Source organism: Arenibacter arenosicollis (genome assembly GCF_014397245.1).
In the GTDB taxonomy this organism is placed as follows: domain Bacteria; phylum Bacteroidota; class Bacteroidia; order Flavobacteriales; family Flavobacteriaceae; genus Arenibacter; species Arenibacter arenosicollis.
In genome coordinates this window covers 60222-78609 of record NZ_JACLHY010000010.1, presented here as the reverse complement: position 1 = coordinate 78609, position 18388 = coordinate 60222, and the positions used below count along the sequence as shown (strand labels likewise).

14 protein-coding genes and 1 pseudogene are annotated in these 18388 nt (G+C 39.2%); 6 read left to right on the top strand and 9 right to left on the bottom strand.

What is annotated here, in order from left to right:
• Positions 1 to 149 precede the first annotated feature (149 nt).
• Positions 150 to 2558, bottom strand: coding sequence for a phosphoenolpyruvate synthase (gene ppsA, locus H4O18_RS11525; protein ID WP_187584690.1), 2409 nt, complete (start codon positions 2556 to 2558; stop codon positions 150 to 152).
• Between the two features lie 102 nt (positions 2559 to 2660).
• Positions 2661 to 3113 (bottom strand): pyridoxamine 5'-phosphate oxidase family protein, encoded by a 453-nt coding sequence (locus H4O18_RS11520; RefSeq protein WP_187584688.1) that lies wholly within the window; start codon positions 3111 to 3113, stop codon positions 2661 to 2663.
• Positions 3114 to 3391: 278 nt separating this feature from the next.
• Here H4O18_RS11520 and H4O18_RS11515 point away from each other — a divergent pair, with 278 nt between their 5' ends.
• The 4 genes from H4O18_RS11515 to H4O18_RS11500 all read left to right on the top strand — a co-directional run bounded on the left by H4O18_RS11515 (position 3392) and on the right by H4O18_RS11500 (position 7310).
• Positions 3392 to 3901, top strand: coding sequence for a nicotinate-nucleotide adenylyltransferase (locus tag H4O18_RS11515; protein ID WP_187584686.1), 510 nt, complete (start codon positions 3392 to 3394; stop codon positions 3899 to 3901).
• A 383-nt stretch (positions 3902 to 4284) separates the two neighbouring features.
• Positions 4285 to 5367 carry an efflux RND transporter periplasmic adaptor subunit gene (locus H4O18_RS11510; protein ID WP_187584684.1) on the top strand — a complete coding sequence of 361 codons (1083 nt, stop codon included), beginning with the start codon at positions 4285 to 4287 and terminating at the stop codon, positions 5365 to 5367.
• Positions 5364 to 6626, top strand: a complete 1263-nt coding sequence (locus H4O18_RS11505) for an ABC transporter permease (protein ID WP_187584682.1) — start codon at positions 5364 to 5366, stop codon at positions 6624 to 6626. Before H4O18_RS11510 ends, H4O18_RS11505 begins: the two co-directional genes overlap by 4 nt.
• A gap of 9 nt (positions 6627 to 6635) precedes the next feature.
• Positions 6636 to 7310: an ABC transporter ATP-binding protein gene (locus tag H4O18_RS11500; RefSeq protein ID WP_187584680.1), complete on the top strand. Its 675-nt coding sequence runs from the start codon at positions 6636 to 6638 to the stop codon at positions 7308 to 7310.
• A gap of 38 nt (positions 7311 to 7348) precedes the next feature.
• Here H4O18_RS11500 and H4O18_RS11495 read toward each other — a convergent pair whose 3' ends face one another.
• Both H4O18_RS11495 and H4O18_RS11490 read right to left on the bottom strand, forming a co-directional pair.
• The gene (locus H4O18_RS11495; RefSeq protein ID WP_187584678.1) at positions 7349 to 8725 is read right to left on the bottom strand and encodes a Gfo/Idh/MocA family protein; all 1377 of its coding nucleotides are present in this window, start codon (positions 8723 to 8725) and stop codon (positions 7349 to 7351) included.
• A 117-nt stretch (positions 8726 to 8842) separates the two neighbouring features.
• Positions 8843 to 9553, bottom strand: coding sequence for a DUF1003 domain-containing protein (locus tag H4O18_RS11490; protein WP_187584676.1), 711 nt, complete (start codon positions 9551 to 9553; stop codon positions 8843 to 8845).
• Positions 9554 to 9665: 112 nt separating this feature from the next.
• On the opposite strand from H4O18_RS11490, the gene H4O18_RS11485 reads away from it, so the two are divergent.
• On the top strand, positions 9666 to 11396 hold the full coding sequence (locus H4O18_RS11485; RefSeq protein WP_187584674.1) for an APC family permease: 1731 nt from the start codon (positions 9666 to 9668) through the stop codon (positions 11394 to 11396).
• A 154-nt stretch (positions 11397 to 11550) separates the two neighbouring features.
• The gene (locus H4O18_RS11480) at positions 11551 to 11808 is read left to right on the top strand and encodes a heavy-metal-associated domain-containing protein (protein ID WP_187584672.1); all 258 of its coding nucleotides are present in this window, start codon (positions 11551 to 11553) and stop codon (positions 11806 to 11808) included.
• A 21-nt stretch (positions 11809 to 11829) separates the two neighbouring features.
• On the opposite strand, the gene H4O18_RS11475 is transcribed toward H4O18_RS11480, so the two are convergent.
• The 5 genes and pseudogenes from H4O18_RS11475 to H4O18_RS11460 form a co-directional block, all read right to left on the bottom strand.
• Entirely contained in the window at positions 11830 to 13818 is a 1989-nt protein-coding gene (locus H4O18_RS11475; RefSeq protein ID WP_187584671.1) for an amylo-alpha-1,6-glucosidase, read from the bottom strand.
• Between the two features lie 7 nt (positions 13819 to 13825).
• Positions 13826 to 16462, bottom strand: coding sequence for an MGH1-like glycoside hydrolase domain-containing protein (locus H4O18_RS11470; RefSeq protein ID WP_187584669.1), 2637 nt, complete (start codon positions 16460 to 16462; stop codon positions 13826 to 13828).
• Between the two features lie 301 nt (positions 16463 to 16763).
• On the bottom strand, positions 16764 to 16976 hold the full coding sequence (locus H4O18_RS22590; protein ID WP_425489135.1) for a hypothetical protein: 213 nt from the start codon (positions 16974 to 16976) through the stop codon (positions 16764 to 16766).
• 90 nt (positions 16977 to 17066) lie between these two features.
• Positions 17067 to 18032: pseudogene (locus tag H4O18_RS11465) on the bottom strand (NAD(P)/FAD-dependent oxidoreductase); the annotation flags it as partial.
• Entirely contained in the window at positions 18029 to 18379 is a 351-nt protein-coding gene (locus tag H4O18_RS11460) for a hypothetical protein (protein ID WP_187584667.1), read from the bottom strand. The gene H4O18_RS11460 and the pseudogene H4O18_RS11465, both read right to left, overlap by 4 nt.
• Positions 18380 to 18388: the final 9 nt, after the last annotated feature.

Genomic DNA, 18388 nt, shown 5'->3' with positions numbered 1-18388 from the left:
AATTGGATCCAGTCAGTGAAATTCTAAGGATAAAAATGTAAAATATTTTTGTGCAGATTTTAACCCATTTTATAAGTTTAGTCAATTGGGGAATTACAAATAATTAAGTTTAAATATTGATTATGGATCCTTGACTTTTGGCTGTAAATTCAATTACTACTTTCCGCCATTCCAAAGCTGATCTTACTTTCCTCAGCCGTATTTATATTTTTAATTCCAGCGATAAGTGCATCAGGGTTAAAGGATATGGAGTTGATTCTTTGTTCTACAAGAAATTGGGCAAACTCGGGATAATCACTTGGTGCCTGTCCACAGAGTCCAATTTTTGTGTTGGTTTTACGGGCCGAGGCGATGACCATTGCGATCATTTTTTTTACTCCCGGATCTTTGGGGTCAAAAATATCGCTTAGGAGCTCTGAATCGCGGTCCACCCCCAAGGTCAATTGGGTAAGATCGTTGGAGCCTATAGAGAAGCCATCAAAAAATTGTGAAAACTCCTCAGCGAGAATTACGTTGTTGGGAATTTCGGTCATCATATACAGTTGTAGGCCGTTTTCTCCCCTTTTTAATCCATAATCTTCCATAATACCAACCACTTTTTCAGCTTCCTTAAGAGTACGACAAAAGGGAATCATGATCTTTACATTGTTAAAACCCATGTCTTCCCTAACCATTTTCATAGCCTTGCATTCCAACTCAAATGCCTCCTGGTATTTGGGATGATAATAACGAGACGCTCCCCGAAAACCGATCATAGGGTTGGACTCAATTGGCTCAAATTCCTTACCTCCTATTAAATTGGCGTATTCATTGGATTTGAAATCACTGGTACGCACAATAACATCTTTGGGGTAAAAGGCTGCCGATATGGTAGCAATGCCCTCTGCCAGTTTATGTACAAAATAATCGGCCTTGTCAGGGTAGTGGTGGGTTAGTTTATCAATTAGCTTTTTGGCTGATACATCTTTTAAAGTATCAAAACGTTTTAGGGCCATGGGATGGATTTGGATGGAATTGTTGATCACAAATTCCAACCGCATCAGACCAACGCCGGCAGTTGGATAAAACGACAGCTTGAAGGCCTGCTCCGGATCTGCCAGAATAAGCATGGGTTGGGTTGATGGTTTTTTCAATGTTGTGGTATCCACCACTTTTTCATCCCATTTTAGTATTCCTTCGTAGACTACCCCGGTATCCCCATCCGCACAGGAGATGGTAATATATTGGCCATCAGTTATCGTTTTAGTGGCATTTAGTGTACCCACAATAGCTGCCGCGCCAACCTCTCGGGCAACAATGGCAGCGTGACTTGTTCGTCCACCTTGGTCGGTAATAATACCGGCCGCCTTTTTAAGAATGGGATCCCAATCGGGATCGGTCTTTTCTGTTACAAGAATTTCTCCTGGTTGTAGCTTATCGGATTCTAGTGGACTATGGATAATCCGTGCTTTCCCAGCGGATATTTTGTTGCCCAGACCCATACCGCTCGTAATTTCCCTACTTTTTTCGAGTAGGGTATAGGTTGCAATTCTAAGCTTGTTCTTTTTTGCACTTTGCACGGTTTCGGGTCTTGCTTGTACAATGAACAGTTCATTGGTCAATCCGTCCTTGGCCCATTCTATATCCATTGGACGTCCATAATGCTCCTCAATGATTATGGCCCATTCAGCCAGTTTAATTACCTCAGGCTCCGTAAGTACAAATTGTTCCTGTTTTTCTATTTTGGTATTCAGGTTAAGGGTGCCACTGCCCGAAGTGTCATAGATCATTGTTTTTTCCTTGCTTCCCAATTTTCTTGAAATTATGGGTTGGCGTATGCCCTTTTTTACACTGGGTTTAAAAACGAAGTATTCGTCCGGATTTACACTGCCTTGTACAATATTTTCCCCTAGACCCCATATGCTGGATATAAGAACTACCTGATCAAAACCACTGTCCGGATCTAAGGTGAAATTTACACCTGAACTGGCCAAATCTGAGCGTACCATTAATTGGATACCTATGGATAGGGCTACGGTGGTCTGGTCAAAATTATTGTCTTCTCGGTATTTAATGGCTCTATCGGTAAACAATGATGCATAACATTTATGAGAGGCAGCAATCAATTCATCAAAACCCCTCACGTTAAGATAGGTTTCCTGTTGCCCTGCAAAACTGGCATTGGGAAGATCCTCTGCCGTAGCACTACTGCGGACGGCCAAGGAGATTTCAGGTCCATATTTCTTCACCATAGTGATGTATCCTTTTTCAACGGAAGTTTTAATGGCCTCAGGAAATTGTGCTTTGGCAATTTTGTTCCGTATAGCGGTTCCAACTTCCCTCAAATTGGAAAAATCTTTTTTATCCAATTTTTCCATTTCCATGAAAATGAAGTCCTTTAACCCTGCCTCCTTTAAAAAGAGCCAATAAGCTTCCGAAGTAGTGGCAAACCCATCAGGAACTTGAACTCCCTTCGAAGTCAGTTTTTGATACATTTCACCCAATGAAGCATTTTTACCTCCCACTTCTGGAATATTGCTTATGTCTATTTCGTTAAAGTGTCTTATGTAGTTTTTCATCACCAATGCAATAAATGGTTTCTTGAAATTACTTATACAAGAATGTACAGCTAATTACAAATAGCTGGAAAAATAGGGGAACCGACCTGCGGGTTTTATATTCTAGGTCTCTTTTCTTTTTCCAGTAATCTCTAAAATTTTAATACGGTAGACGGTTGGGATTCCCCTAGAGTACAATTTGCTGGAAAATTCACTAATAAATTCTGTTTCTCTATGCTCCTTGGCAAGGATAAGGCTTTTGACCCCCTCCGTAAATTGATGCAATTTAAACTTGGCATCGGTACCCTTAAGTTCTTCATAAGTTCCATGGGCCAAAACGGATTGCCAGTTGTTTATTGATTTTATTTCCTCCACTAACAGGGAAACCGCATTGTTTTTTCGCATGGCCTCTATCTTATGGCCATCCGCGGAATAACTTATTATTGAGTGATCTTCCTTATCATAATAATAGGTGATAGGAAGTACAAAAGGTTGATCTTGGGTTATGTATCCCAAGTGACCCGTGTAATTATCCTTAAGTAAACGAATACTCTCGCTAGTGGTTAAATTTGTCATATTCCTTTTTAAATAATTTATATACTTCCTTAGAAAATTTTGAAGAGAATATTCTCTAAAATATTCCCATCCAAGCATGATTAGATCAAATCTAGTTCCTTCTTTTTGGGTATAATATGATATTGGTCAGTTGTAATTTCTGAATGTAGGTATTTTCTTAACTAATAGTGACAGAATGACTTAAGTCATTGTAGTAGCTATTAAAGTGAGGTACTTTCAAAAGCATGAACAATACTACGTTCATGCGAACACTAATTATTAATCTAAATTTATTGATCATGAAAAAAATTCTATTAGGTTTATTAGCTTTTGGACTAACCACCCAAGCCTTTTCTCAAATTATTCCAACAGTGGAGCTATCGGAGGTAACCGTTTATGCTACGAACTATAAGTATCTGAACAATGTAAATACCCAAGAGTTGGCCTCGATACCAGTGAAGCTTTTGCAGCAAAAGGTAGCATCCTATGATGTTAAAAGTTCGGAATACTATCAGGACGATTATGACCTTTATAATATTACTTTCTTTATTCCTGAAGGTAAAATACTGGCTGCCTATGATGGTGATGGGAAGCTGCTACGTACTGCTGAAAAGTTTAAGGATATTAACCTGCCCACCACGGTAAAGAATGCGGTTTTAGATCGTTTTCCAGAATGGACTATTACGAAAGATATATACGTAGTCTCTTTTAACGAAGCCAAAGGGGTTAATAAAACCTATAAGCTAAAATTGGAAAATGGGGATAAAATGCTAAGGGTAAAGTTGGATGAAACAGGAAAATTTCTATAAGAGTTAAGAACATTGCCCTGAGCTTATATTAAATAGGGAACAGGGTAAAAGATTTTGTTTCCAATTTAAGTTAATGGACATTTTCAAGACGGTGGGTTTGAGATTCCCGTTTTGGTGATGTCCTTTTTCTGTGGGTAAATTGTACCTTCTGTTTATATCCTGTCAATTTTATTGGTTTATAATGAATTATTGTCAATCGGCCTTGTGGAAATGGAATCAGATGTTTAATAATTGTAATGTATCCAATTACAAGGTCATGTACTTTCTTGATGGAATTTTCAAGAAATAATTGGGAATACCCTTAGGATTAACACATTTATGACTTTTCTCATATTCTCCATGGTTAAATTCCCTTTATTTTGGACTATCCTAATTTTATATCAATGAGGAATTTATTCTGTATCAATTTTCTTTTTCTTTTCATATCCTGTGGAAGCCAACAAGAAAAGATACTCCCTACCAAAAAACATTTAACGGAATCGGTATATGCGTCGGTAACGGTACAACCAGATAGTCTTTATCAGGCCTATGCCCCTGTAGGCGGTATTTTGGATCTTAATTTGTTGGAGGAAGGAGATTTGGTAATGAAGGGAACACCAATTGTTCAGATAGTTAATAATACCCCGAAAATCAATTCGGATAATGCCCGTTTGGCCTTGGAATTGGCAAAGGCAAATTATAATGGAAGCTCGGCAGTATTGAGTTCGTTGAAAGATGAGATCCAATCGGCAACCTTATCCTTTAAAAACGATTCCATGAATTATTTCAGGCAAAAGAGGTTGTGGGATCAGAATATTGGGTCTAAAGTGCAGTTCGAGAACCGAAAACTTGCGTATGAAATTTCCGGGAATAATTTAAAGCAGCTTAAAAATAAGTACGTTCAGACCAAGAACGAACTCTCCACACAGGTTAAACAAGCATTGAACAATTACACTACCTCCCAGATTTCTAACCAAGATTTTACCTTAAAAAGCAAAATAAACGGAAAGGTTTATGCCCTTTATAAAAATCCAGGGGAAATCGTCAGTACCATGGAACCTTTGGCAGCGGTAGGTAGTGCTTCTGATTTTATTATCGAATTGTTGATAGATGAGGTCGATATTGTAAAATTAAATTTGGGACAAAAAGCCCTAATTACCTTAGATGCCTATGGAGATGAGGTTTTTGAAGCCAAAGTAAGCAAGATTTATCCCAAAAAGGACGAGCGTTCCCAGACGTTTAAGGCAGAGGCCACTTTTGACAACCCTCCAAAAGCACTTTACCCTGGCTTGGCAGGGGAGGGGAATATTATTATTTCTGAAAAAGAAAGTGCCCTGACCATTCCTAAGGAATTTTTAATAGACGGGAACAAGGTGATGACCCATAACGGTATGGTGGAAGTAGTCATTGGACTGAGAAATATGGATAGTGTCGAAATCCTGGATGGCATTAACGAGAGTACAGAAATCCTAAAACCAGAGGAATGATCAATTGGAAAGTCATATTGAACATTGCCAAAACCCATTTGTTGACCAAGATGAAATCTACGGTCACGGCTTCTTTGGGGGTTACCTTTGGTATTGGGGCCTATATTACCCTGGTGAGTTTTATGACCGGACTTAATGAAATGCTGGACAGTCTTATTTTAAATCAAACGCCGCACATCCATATCTACAATGAAATTGAGCCTTCGGAAAAGCAACCTATTGCCCTGTACCAAGAATTTGAGGATGCCTTTAATGTGGTAAGTTCCATAAAGCCCAAACAAAGTCAAAAGAAGATTCACAATGGACTGCCGATCCTTAACTATTTAAAAAATGACAAAAATGTATATGGTGCCACACCCCAACTAAGGGCACAGATTTTTTATCTCTCCGGATCCATAGAACTGGGGGGTAATCTACTTGGTGTGGATATTATGGAAGAAGCGCGAATTTCCAATATTGGCGACTATATTATACAGGGTACACCGGAGGATTTAAAAAATAGCGAAAATGGAATTCTTTTGGGAGCAGGGCTAGCAAAAAAAATGTCGCTCAAAGAAGGGGATCGGGTACAGATTAGCACAATTAGGGGAGATGTGTTTCCACTAAAGATCGTGGGGATTTATCAAAGTGGTATTGCGGAAATAGATAATATTCAAAGTTATGCCAATCTAAAGACGGTGCAGCGTATTTTGGGAGAGGCAAAGAACTACGTAACGGATATAAATGTAAAATTAAATGATATCGAAGCTGCCACGGCCATGGCAAAGGGCCTTGAAAAGCAGTTCCAAGTAAAGGCGACCAGTATAAACGAGGCCAACGCCCAATTTGAGACGGGGTCCAATATCCGGAACCTAATTACCTATGCCGTTTCCATAACCTTATTGATTGTAGCGGGCTTTGGAATCTATAATATCCTTAATATGCTCATATACGAGAAAATGAAGGACATCGCCATTCTAAAGGCTACTGGATTTTCGGGTACCGATGTGCAGCTAATCTTTATGAGTCAGGCCATGATCATAGGAACCGTAGGTGGTATTCTTGGACTTGCAGTTGGATTTGTACTTTCCAAACTAATAGATAATGTGGCCTTTGAAACCGAAGCATTACCTACAATTACCACTTATCCCATTAACTATAATGTGTGGTATTATATAATTGGGATTTCCTTTGCTTTAATTTCTACTTTTGTTGCTGGCTGGCTACCCTCCAATAAAGCTAAGCGCATAGACCCAGTGCGTATAATTCGGGGAACTTAACCAATATCCATGAATCTAGTTTTAGAAACAAAAAACATAAATAAGCATTTTTTAAAGCCCAAGGATTTTCATGTGCTCAAGGATATTTCATTTGGCGTTGAGGCTGGTGAATTCGTCTCTATAATGGGTAAATCTGGATCTGGAAAGTCTACACTGCTTTATATTCTTTCTACTATGGATACCGACTATACGGGCGAACTTTTTCTCAACAATACATTAATTACGGGTCAAAAACATCAGGAATTGTCACGCATCCGCAATAAGCACATAGGCTTCGTATTCCAGTTCCATTATTTGTTGTCCGAGTTTAGTGTACTTGAAAATGTAATGCTACCTGCCAAAAAATTGGCAGAGAAGTCCGTAGCAGAAATAGAACACGACGCTATGGAAAAATTAATAATGTTGGACATAGAAAAATTGGCCCATCAACGTGCTTCAAGGATATCCGGTGGGGAAAAGCAACGGGTGGCTATAGCTAGAGCCTTGATAAACAATCCTTCCATTCTTATGGGCGATGAACCCACTGGGAATTTGGATAGCCATAATTCCGAAAACGTCTTCAGTATATTTAAAAGGCTAAAAGAGGAGGAAGGTCTCTCCCTTTTGATTGTGACCCATGACGAGGATTTTGCAAAACGTACGGATCGCATCATCCAGATGGAGGATGGGCGTGTTTTGGATTAAATTTTGTTTACCTAGAACTAAAGGGGACTGCTAAAAGTCTATCTAAAATCATTGGGATGTGGATGTTTCCACGGGGCACGGTAATCCCTTTGCAAAAGTGCCGTTGCTTCCGCATCATTGACCACAACAATATTTTTAGGGTCATAGATTAATGGCCTTCCTGTAGCCATGGCCATATTGGCCAAAATGCAACTGGCAGTTGAGACATGGCCCTCCCGAATATCGGCAATAGGTAAAGTACCCTTATCAATGGCGGCAAGGAAATCCAACATATGTAATCTGGTAGCCGGTGCTGCGTTCAATTCTATATCTTTTTCGGTAAGGTCCTCGGGATATTTTTCTTTTTCATAAACAACATCCATATGTATCTTTTCTCCATCGCCATGGGGGACAAAATCTGCTCTCATAGTGCTGCCGGACAATGTTCCTTTTTCTCCATAAAGTTTAAAGGACCATGGATAATCAGGGTCTGCAGGGGTTCCCCAGCTTCTATGCTGCCATACGCAGTTGAGTTCTTCATATTCAAATATTGCGGTTTGGGTATCGGCTATATTGGATTTACCGTCCTTTTGGACATAGATTCCGCCTGTAGAACTAATCCTTTTGGGCCAATCCAGCTCTAGCATCCATCTAACGGTATCCAGCATGTGTACGCACATATCGCCCATAATTCCATTGCCGTATTCCATGAAAGTTCGCCACCAACGTCTGTGGGGAATTCCATCATAAGGTCGTAGGGGTGCGGGTCCGGTCCACATTTCATAATCCAAAAACTCAGGTACACTTTCTATTGGTGGATTGCCATTGGCCCGCATGTGGTAGTAACAACACATTTCCACATGGGAAATTTTCCCCAACAAGCCAGCGTCCACTATATTTTTTTTGGCATCAATAAGGTGGGGAGTACTTTTGCGTTGTGTTCCCACCTGAACTACCCTGTTGTATTTTCTGGCGGCAGCGACCATAGCTTCGCCCTCAAGGACATCTACACTTATAGGCTTTTGTACATAAACATGGGCGCCCGATTTTAAAGCCTCTATGGCCTGTAATGCATGCCAATGATCTGGGGTGCCAATAAGCACAATATCCAGATCCTTCTCGGCCAGCATTTTTCTATAATCCCTATAGGTTCTGGGGGCTTTTCCTGAAGGTTGTCTAAGTTGTATCAGGTTTGCTGCTTCCTTAAGCAAACGTTCGTCCACATCACAAATGGATACCACGTTTACCTTGGTTACTTGCATAAGCCTAAAAAGGTCACTTTTTCCATACCAACCTGTGCCGATCAGTCCAACACGTAGCGGCTTATCCCGATATAGGAGTTCCATACCATAGGATCCAAAAGAGGAAAGTGCCAAGGATGCTGCAGTGCCCTTTATAAAGTGTCTTCTATTGATGTTAAAAATCTTGGTTTCCATGGTAGCGTGATTAATTTGATCGGTTATTAATTGGTTCTCAAAAAATACAAAATATCTTAACTCCTAGGGATGATTTTCCAGAATATCTCAATATTTGTCGTATTCTTAAACAGGTCCTCAGCTTTTCTGTTGCCTCTTTATTTGGTTCATTATATCTTCCATCATCTCCACTTGTATTTGTTGGATGTTTAATAGCTCTTGTTGCTGATGGATTATAAGGTGGTCCAATTTCTCGTGTAGGATTCGAATTTCCAATTCGGCCTTTAAATTGACCATATAATCTTGTTTGGACCGTTCCCTGTCCTTTTCCTCCTGCCTATTTTGGCTCATCATTATTACGGGGGCCTGCAATGCCGCCAAACAGGACAAAATTAAATTCAAAAGGATAAAAGGGTAGGGGTCAAATCCTTTATCCATTAGGAAGATAATATTGATGACCATCCAAATAAAAATAAAAATGGCAAAAAGAATTATGAATCTCCAACTTCCGCCGAAAGTGGCTACCCGATCTGCCAGGCGTTGTCCATAGGAATATTCAGTTGATTCATCCAATAATTCCCTTTGGGTGGTAATTATTTTCTCCTGCTGGATCGTCTTTAGTACATCTTCCTCAAGTGTGGACAGTTCCCCTACTTCATGAATAAGATATTCTGCCAAATATTTTTGTCGATAAGAATTGAGTTCGGATACGGCAATGGATTTTTTCGAATTTATGTCTGGATGTTCTTTTTGGATAAGATCCATTATGGATTTTCGAATTGTTTTTACAGGAACCTGTTCGCTGATCGGAAATTCTTTTAGGGAAATGGCGCTTGTAAAGGTCTTCATGGGTAGCGTATTTTATATCTTAAAAGTAATATATTTTCTACCTCATATAAACAAATAGTACTTGTTTTACACCTATCTTTAGGTAAGGTTTCTTTACCCCAATAATGATTCAATGAAGAAAAAATTAAATCAACTGGAAGCCACGGCCATATGTGGAAACGACATTAGCTCCTCTTGTTTATATGTTTCCGCCCTAGCCATTGTCTATTCCGGTCAGTATGCCTGGATTTCTCTTTTGGTAGTGGCCTTTGTATTATTTCTTTTTAGAAAAATCTATGGGGAAGTGGTGGGGGCGCTACCTTTAAATGGAGGAGCCTATAATGCCCTATTGAATACCACCAAAAAGTCGACCGCTTCCCTTGCTGCCGCTTTGACCGTTCTTTCTTATATGGCAACTGCTGTGATATCGGCAAGTGAGGCAGTAAAGTATGCCTACAGCATATGGAACTTTATCCCGGTCTTACCGGTAAGCATAATCTTGATGTTTTGTTTTATGGGATTGGTTATCATAGGTATTGGTGAATCTTCCAAGGTGGCAATAATCATTTTCATATTTCATTTAATTTCATTGACATTATTGTGCGTCTTCTGTATCGTCTACTTTGCGCAAAACGGGTTTGAAACCCTCTTAGCAAATTTCAAGACTCCGGTGGAGGGTAGTATATTTAGCGCTTTGTTTTTAGGGTTTTCAGCAGCTATGTTGGGGATTAGTGGTTTTGAAAGTTCAGCCAATTATGTTGAGGAACAGAAGGAAGGCATATTTCCGAAGACCTTACGTAACATGTGGGTGGTAGTTACTATTTTTAATCCATTGATCGCCTTTTTGGCCCTTGCCATTATCCCCATCCATTTTATTGAAACCAATCAAGATGCCCTACTCTCCCATATGGCAGATGTTTCCGGAGGCAATTGGCTTTCCTTACTTGTGGGTATAGACGCTGCTTTGGTTTTAAGCGGTGCTGTGCTTACTTCCTTTGTAGGTGTGGGTGGACTTATGGAACGCATGGCCTTGGACCGTATTTTGCCCAAATTTTTATTGAAGAAAAATAAGGCTGGCAGTTCTTATATGATTTATACTTTATTCTTTTTTTTATGTGTGTCCATATTGATGGTAACCCAAGGAAACCTGGCAAAATTGGCAGGAGTTTATACCATAGCTTTTTTATCGGTGATGGTATTATTCGGAATTGGTAACATGATGCTTAAAATAAACAGGGCGAAATTACCACGTCCGGAAAGATCTAGCTGGTTAGGTCTTATGATAGCCATATTTGCGGTATTGGCTGCCATGGCCGGGAACATTATATTAAATCCTTCCTATTTGGGGATATTTACCGAATATCTCATTCCTACTCTTCTTGTTGTGTTTTTCATGTTGTACCGCACCTATATTTTTAGGGGATTTCTAGATATTCTAAGTTTTATCTTTCCTGATAAGGGCCAACTATTTAAGACCTTGAACGTACATACCAAAAAATTACTGGCGGCAATTAATAAACAACAGTTCGTTTTTTTTACAAACCATGACGATGTGGCTACCTTAAATAAGGTGATGCTTTATATTAAAAATAATGAACCAACCAGGATACTCAAAATTGTTGCGGTAGTGGATGAGGAACATTTTATAGCACCCAAATTGAAAGAGGATATTGGGGTATTGGATCGTGCCTACCCAGATATTCATATTCATTTTGTAGAAGAGAAGGGAGTATTTGGTCCGGAGAAAATTAAGGAATTGTCCAAACGCTGGGGAATTCCCACCAACTTCATGTTTATAGGTTCACCAGGGGATAAATTTCCCTATAAGATTCAAGAATTGGGAGATGTAAGACTTATTATTTAAGACTATTGAATATATGCTTAAAAAGTTATGGAAATTATAACCCTTGTTCTTTCCCGTTTTTTGTAAATTTATATTAGGCCTGAAATGTTTAAATAACTACTGATTTTGAAGATGGGTTGGCCAATATATTATTTTTATTAAACATATATTAATTATGAGTATTATAACAGAAAATGTAATTCCTGGCAATCATGGTAAAATCTTCGGAACTAATGCGAAAGAGGCAAACGACCTAAAGAGAATTGAGGATAACTTGTTAAAAATTGATGGTGTAAAAAATGTAATTTTCAATGACAGCTACCCTGTGGAATTTACTGTGCATACCACAAAAATGGTGGAAATAAAAGAAATTGAAAAGATGGTTAGAGGATTAGGATTTCATGCAGTTCCCAAGGGGTTGTTTGCTTTATAAGGCGATAGATAAAATACGTTTTTATTCCTTATTTAAGGTTTGTCCCAATTTAACTGATACTTCACTTTCACTTTTATTTTCAATTTTGTCCAAGCCATAATCTACATATAGTTTAATAATGGCAGCAACGGACCAGGCCTGATGAATACATCCTTTTCCTTCCTTAGGGTCATCCCCGTTAAAGACTTCGGAAATACAATGGATACCATTATAGAAATAGAAATGCTCTTTTAATTGTTCCAATTCGGACAGGACCTTTTTTTTATTCTCCAAGGAAGTTCCGTAAATGGTGAAAAAGGACTGAAAATATTCATACAGTAAAAACGGCCATACGGTCCCTTGATGATAAGCATGGTCACGTGACCATTGATTTCCTTCATAGTTCGGCTTATAATCCGGATTGTCCTGATCCAAAGTGCGAAGTCCAAATGGGGTATAAAGTCTATCTTTCACAGCTTCAAAAATGGACTTTTGTTGGTCATTATTAAGAACGGTGAAGGGTAGGCTCAGGCAATATATTTGATTGGGACGAAAGGTGTTGTCCTGTGAAATCCCCGGTACGATTACATCGTATAAAGTGCCTTCGGGATTAATAAAGAAGTTTGTAAAATTAGTTTCAAACTTAGTTATTAAATTCAAATAACAGGCATCAATTTCCACTTCAAGAACACTACAGAAATTCTCGTAAATTTTAAGGGCATTGTACCAAAGCGCATTAATCTCCACCGGACAGCCAATTCTAGGCGTAATAACCTTTCCGCCAACGATCGCGTCCATCCATGTAAGCTGAACATCGGGCTCCCCACCACTAATAAATCCTTCTTCAGTAATGTGAATATTGTAACGTGCTCCGGAAATATGTTGGTCCAATATATCCTTCAATATTGCAATATGACTTTTTAGAAATTGAAGATCTTCAAATTTTTGATGGTAATCATAGCTCGCAACAAAAAGCCATAAGGTTGCATCAATAGTATTATAATGAACTGGATCTTTGGCGTTATCTGGAAACCGGTCCGGAATCATGCCTTGATCAACACTTTTGAAAAAGGTATTCAATATAGAATTTGACAACGCTTTGTTGCCAGTTGCTATGGTCAATCCGCGCATAGCGATCATGGTATCCCTTCCCCAATCCGTAAACCAGTGATAGCCTGCAATTATAGACATACTATTGGTAGATTTTCTTTGGACCAAAAATTGCTCTCCCGACACCATAAGGTCTTTGAAAAACCCATCTTGAAGTTCCTTATTGTGGGATTTTTGTTTTTCGTTGGCAATGGCTAGAAGATTTATTAGTCCTTTTTTTATGATGTCTTCTTCAACTGTGAAGTACAAGGTAAGATCTTCCCCGGGCAGCAGCTCGTGCACAAGATATCCAATTCTGTAATAGTCGCAAACAGAGCCTTGGCCACGGGCTTTACCCATTGGAAGAATAATATTTTTAAACCAACAACGGTCTTCTAAAAACTTTCCCGATGTCCAGCCCGTAAAAACTGGCTGACTTCCGTATTTGGGGAATGTTTTTAAGTGTCCCTCATTGAATTCTGTAAAAAAATTATAGCATGAGGCTTCGTGAAAGGTAGTATGAAAGTCATTGTAAGCGTAGAGAGGATGTAGTTCCAAAACCAATGGTGTTTTTCCATTGTTCGTATAGGTCACCACCGTGGTGTTGGACCCGGGTACCATTTTTACATTTTTATACAAATCCCAATCCTTGCCTGCAAATTGCCAGGAAGGAGTAGGGCTGATATCAAAATTATTTAAATAGTGACCGCTATCGGGGAAAACTACTTTGGGATATTGATTGGAGGATAAATTATGGTATTGGCCATCTAAAAGGACCCGTTCTTCTATTTTGGCAACTACCACCATTCTATCGGTAGGCGGTTCCAGAGCAGCTACCAAAAGACCGTGGTACTGTCTAGTATTGGCCCCGTTGACAGCCCCGGAAGCATATCCTCCCAGTCCGTTAGTAACCAACCATTCCTTTTTAAAAAAATCTTCCAAATTACAATTATATTTCTTCCATTAAATTCGCTACCAAAGCGGTCCATCCGGTTTGATGTGACGCCCCAACACCTCTACCGCTATCTCCATGAAAATATTCATAGAATAGGATAAGGTCCTTAAAATGGGGGTCTTGGTATTTCTCTTTATGTAAAAGGTGAATAGGCCTGTTGCCGTCTGCATCCTTTTCGAAAAGTGTTATTAATCTCTTGCCAATTTCATCACTAATATCTTTTAAATTCATCGTTTTTCCGTTTCCGGTTGGGTAGGTGAATTTTAACTTGTTCCCAAAATAGCTGTGATATTCCCTTAAGGAATTAATAAACAAATAGTTCATCGGCATCCAAATAGGCCCTCGCCAGTTGGAGTTCCCACCAAAAAGCCCGGTGGAGGATTCTGCAGGTTCATAATTTATCCCATAAGTAGTGCCATCGATGGCGATGGTATAAGGATTTTCATGTACCTTGGATAAGGACCTAATGCCATATTGGGAAAGAAATTCCTTTTCGTCCAAAATGCTTCCTATCAATTTTTTTAAGCGATCCTTTGGTACCAAGGACAATAATACATCCTTGTCTTTCGAATATTCCTCCATCACCTGATATTTAGCGTTTTCTATGCGGTGTCTACGAAACCATTCCATACTTTTTCTAAATCTCGGAAGTTTGTCCAAATATTCCTTTTTTATGTTCAATACCGCTGTAAGCGATAACAATCCCGAAATGGAACGTACTTTAATGGGCATAGATTCCCCATTAGGGAATATTAATTTATCATAAAAAAAACCTTCGCTTTCATCCCATGACCCGTTATAATCCTGACTTATGTTATTCAATGCTTCTGCGATAAAGACAAAATGGCCAAAGTACTTCATGGTCATATCCTCAAAAGATATGTCTTGCAATGCTATTTCAAGGGCCATCTCCAACATATTTAGGCAGTATAAGGCCATCCATGAGGTTCCATCAACCTGCTCCAAGACTCCGCCTCCGGGAATATCCCGACTACGATCGAAGACACCTATATTATCCAACCCTAGAAATCCTCCTTCAAAAACATTGTTTTCAAGACTATCTTCCCTGTTTACCCACCAAGTAAAATTTAGGGCCAATTTGTTGAACATTCGTTTTAAAAAGATAAGATCTCCTTTGCCGGTCCTCTTTTTTTCCATTTGATAAACCTGTAGGGAGGCCCAGGCTTGGACAGGTGGATTAACATCGCTGAAATTCCACTCATATGCAGGTATCTGTCCGTTGGGTGCCATATACCATTCTTTGGTGAATAACAACAGTTGATCCTTGGCAAAACTGGAATCAACCAAAGCTAGGCTAACACAATGGAATGCGGTGTCCCATGCTGCGAACCAGGGATATTCCCATTTGTCCGGCATAGCGAGGATATCGTGGTTCCTCAGTGTTTTCCATTCCTTGTTTCTACCTTTAAATCTATTTTGTGGGGGAGGCATTTCCTTATGGTCTCCGTTCAGCCACTTTTCCACTTCATAATTGTAATATTGTTTGGACCATAAAAGTCCGGCAATAGCCTGCCTTTGTGTTTCTTTAGCTTCTTTGGATGCCGTTTTAAAAGTGGCATCAAGGAATTCTTGGGATTCTTGGATTCTTTTTGCAAAGGCGATATCAAATCTGTTATCGAATGGGTCTTCCGAAGAGGAGGCGGTCAGCCTCAATTTAATTGTTTTTGTTTCCCCGCCCTTAAGGTTCATCTCGTACAAGGGAGCAAATTTGGTGCCTTGGTTATTTTTGGAAATTATGGAATAATCATTGTTCACCACAGAGGTGTGAAAAAGATCCTTTTTAAAGGGGTGATCATTGGGTTGCGCGTAGACCTTTTCCATATTGGTCTCATTCTCGGTAAATAATAAACGGGAAGGCTCTTCAAAATAAAGGTTATAGTTACCTACATAAATATGATTAATGGAAACATAGGTTTGACCTTTATGACTTTGTTTTTTAATAAGTGGTTTTTTGGGCATCCCCACAAAACTCCATAAGTTCCTGGTCCAAAGGGTGGGTAGAACATGTATGGGAGCAGACTTTGAACTTCTATTGCTAATGGATATTTTTATGAGAATGTCTTCGTTGTCAGCCTTGGCATATTCTGTAATTACATCAAAATATTCATTGTTGTCTAGAATACCGGTATCCAAAAGCTCGTATTCAAATTCGTTTTTCCCCCGCTTCCTGTTTTCTTCTACCAATTGTACATATGGAAATTCATTCTGCGGATATTTGTACAAATGCTTCATATAGGAATGGGTAGGAGTATTCTCTAAATAGTAATACAATTCCTTAACATCCTCCCCGTGGTTTCCCTGGGGTCCAGTTAAACCAAAAAGTCGCTCCTTTAAAATACCATCCTTACCGTTCCAGAGGGCTATTCCAAAGCATATATTGCAATATCGGTCAGAGATTCCGGCAATCCCATCTTCTCCCCATCTATAAGCCCTACTCCGGGAATCTTCGTGAGAAAAGTAGTTCCAGGCATCTCCATCCGGACTGTAATCTTCCCTAACCGTCCCCCATTGTCGCTCGCTTAAATAGGGACCCCATTTATGCCAATCCTTCGCTTTCGATCGGGAATCGTCCAATCGCTTTTGTTCCTTGGTTGTTTTATTTTTAGTCATTCAATTATTGCCGTATAAAAAGTTCAAGGTTGTTGATCAAAAGAGGTATTATAATATGAACCTTAAACCTACAATTAAAGATAGTATATGTTGGAGACATAATTACCAACTACAGGTTATCGATTTGTAAATTATTTTAAGGTAGACAGATTTGCGATCTGTCTTTTTATGTTGGGGAAATGCATATGCAGTATTAACAAAATGCCTTAAGATGAATAGTAGGTACAACAGGTTATTGGCTTATTCAACTTAAGGATTATGCATGGGCAGGGATCTCTTATCTTTTCAGAATAACCTATAATTACTCCTTTCTATTGTAGGGTCGTATTATGAGTCCCAAAGGTCTGTCATAGGTAAAGTAGTTGGACATCCAATCAAGGAAGGCGACAACCTTGTTTCTATAACCAACCAAGGACATAATATGAATTAGCATCCATACTATCCAGGCAAATGTTCCGTGAAACTTCCATTTGGGCAAATCTACTACTGCCTTCTTTCTTCCCACAGTTGCCATAACGCCTTTGTCATGATAAACAAAAGGCTGTAGGGGTTTGTTGTTGTATATGTTTAAAATGTTCCTTGCCAAATGTTCACCTTGCCGTTGTGCTACAGGCGCCAGCATAGGAAGGCCTTTGGGGTTTTTCGAATCAATATGTGCGGCGACATCACCAATTGCAAAAATATTTGTGGTATTTAATACCCTATTAAATTCATCCACGGAAATCCGATTCCCGCGCAGAATATTTTCTTTGGTTATTCCCTCAACAAGTGCACCTTATACTCCAGCAGTCCAAATTACGGTTTTTGTCAAAAAAGAAGTGCCATCGGCCAATTGGATATTACTGCCATCATACCCATTTACCATGGTTTTAAGATGTACATTCACCCCCAAATTCTGTAAATACTCCAAACTTTTGGCCGAGGCCTGTTCGGACATGGCCGAAAGCAGTTTTGGTTCTGCTTCATACAGGTTGATCGACATTTTGCTTAGGTTAAGATCAGGAAAGTCCTTAGGCAAAACATAGCGTTTCATTTCTGCGAGTGCACCAGCCAATTCCAAGCCTGCTGGACCACCTCCGATAATGGCAATATTCATAATTTCTTCAAGCGGATCCCCATCAGTGTTGGCCATAGCTTTTTCCAGATTTTGAAAAATAAAACTTCTCATGTTCAGGGCATCAGGAATTGATTTTAAAGTCAATAATTTATCCTTAACTGGTTCAAAATTGAAAAAATTGTTTTCACTGCCAGTGGCAATAACTAAGAAATCATAATACACTGGTCCTATTGAAGTAGATAATTGATTTTTCTTTTGGTCTATAGAGGTTACTTCTGCCATCCTAAAGGCAATATGCTTGTGTTTTCTAAAGATCCTTCGTACGGGATAGGCAATACTATCCGGTTCCAAACCTCCGGTCGCCACTTGGTACATAAGGGGCTGAAAGTTGTGATAGTTGTGTTTATCGATCAATAGGACATTTACTTTTCTATTTTTAAAGGATTTGGCCATGGCTATTCCACCAAAACCAGCTCCAATAATTATTATTTTGGGTATATTTTTATTTTTCATGTATCCTGCAGATGTAAAATATGAAGTAATCGGTGTGCGATCGGGGCAAAAATAACGGCAAAAAAACCTAGAAATGCTATTCCACTATACAGAGCGAAGAAGGATGAAAACAGTTTGGCCCCGTCAGTTTTCATTTCGTTCACAGGTCCCATACCTGTCAGAATCATTGAGGCATTGTAGAACGAATCTATTATAGACAAACCGCCAAAATAATTATAGCCAATGGTCCCTATGCCCAAAGAAAAAACAATTAATATGAAGGAGAAAAGAAAGTAGGTCAAGACCCTAATTATAAATTTGCCAAAAGGCAATATTGGGTTTGATTTATGTTCAAGATGTACAGACATTCTATTCGT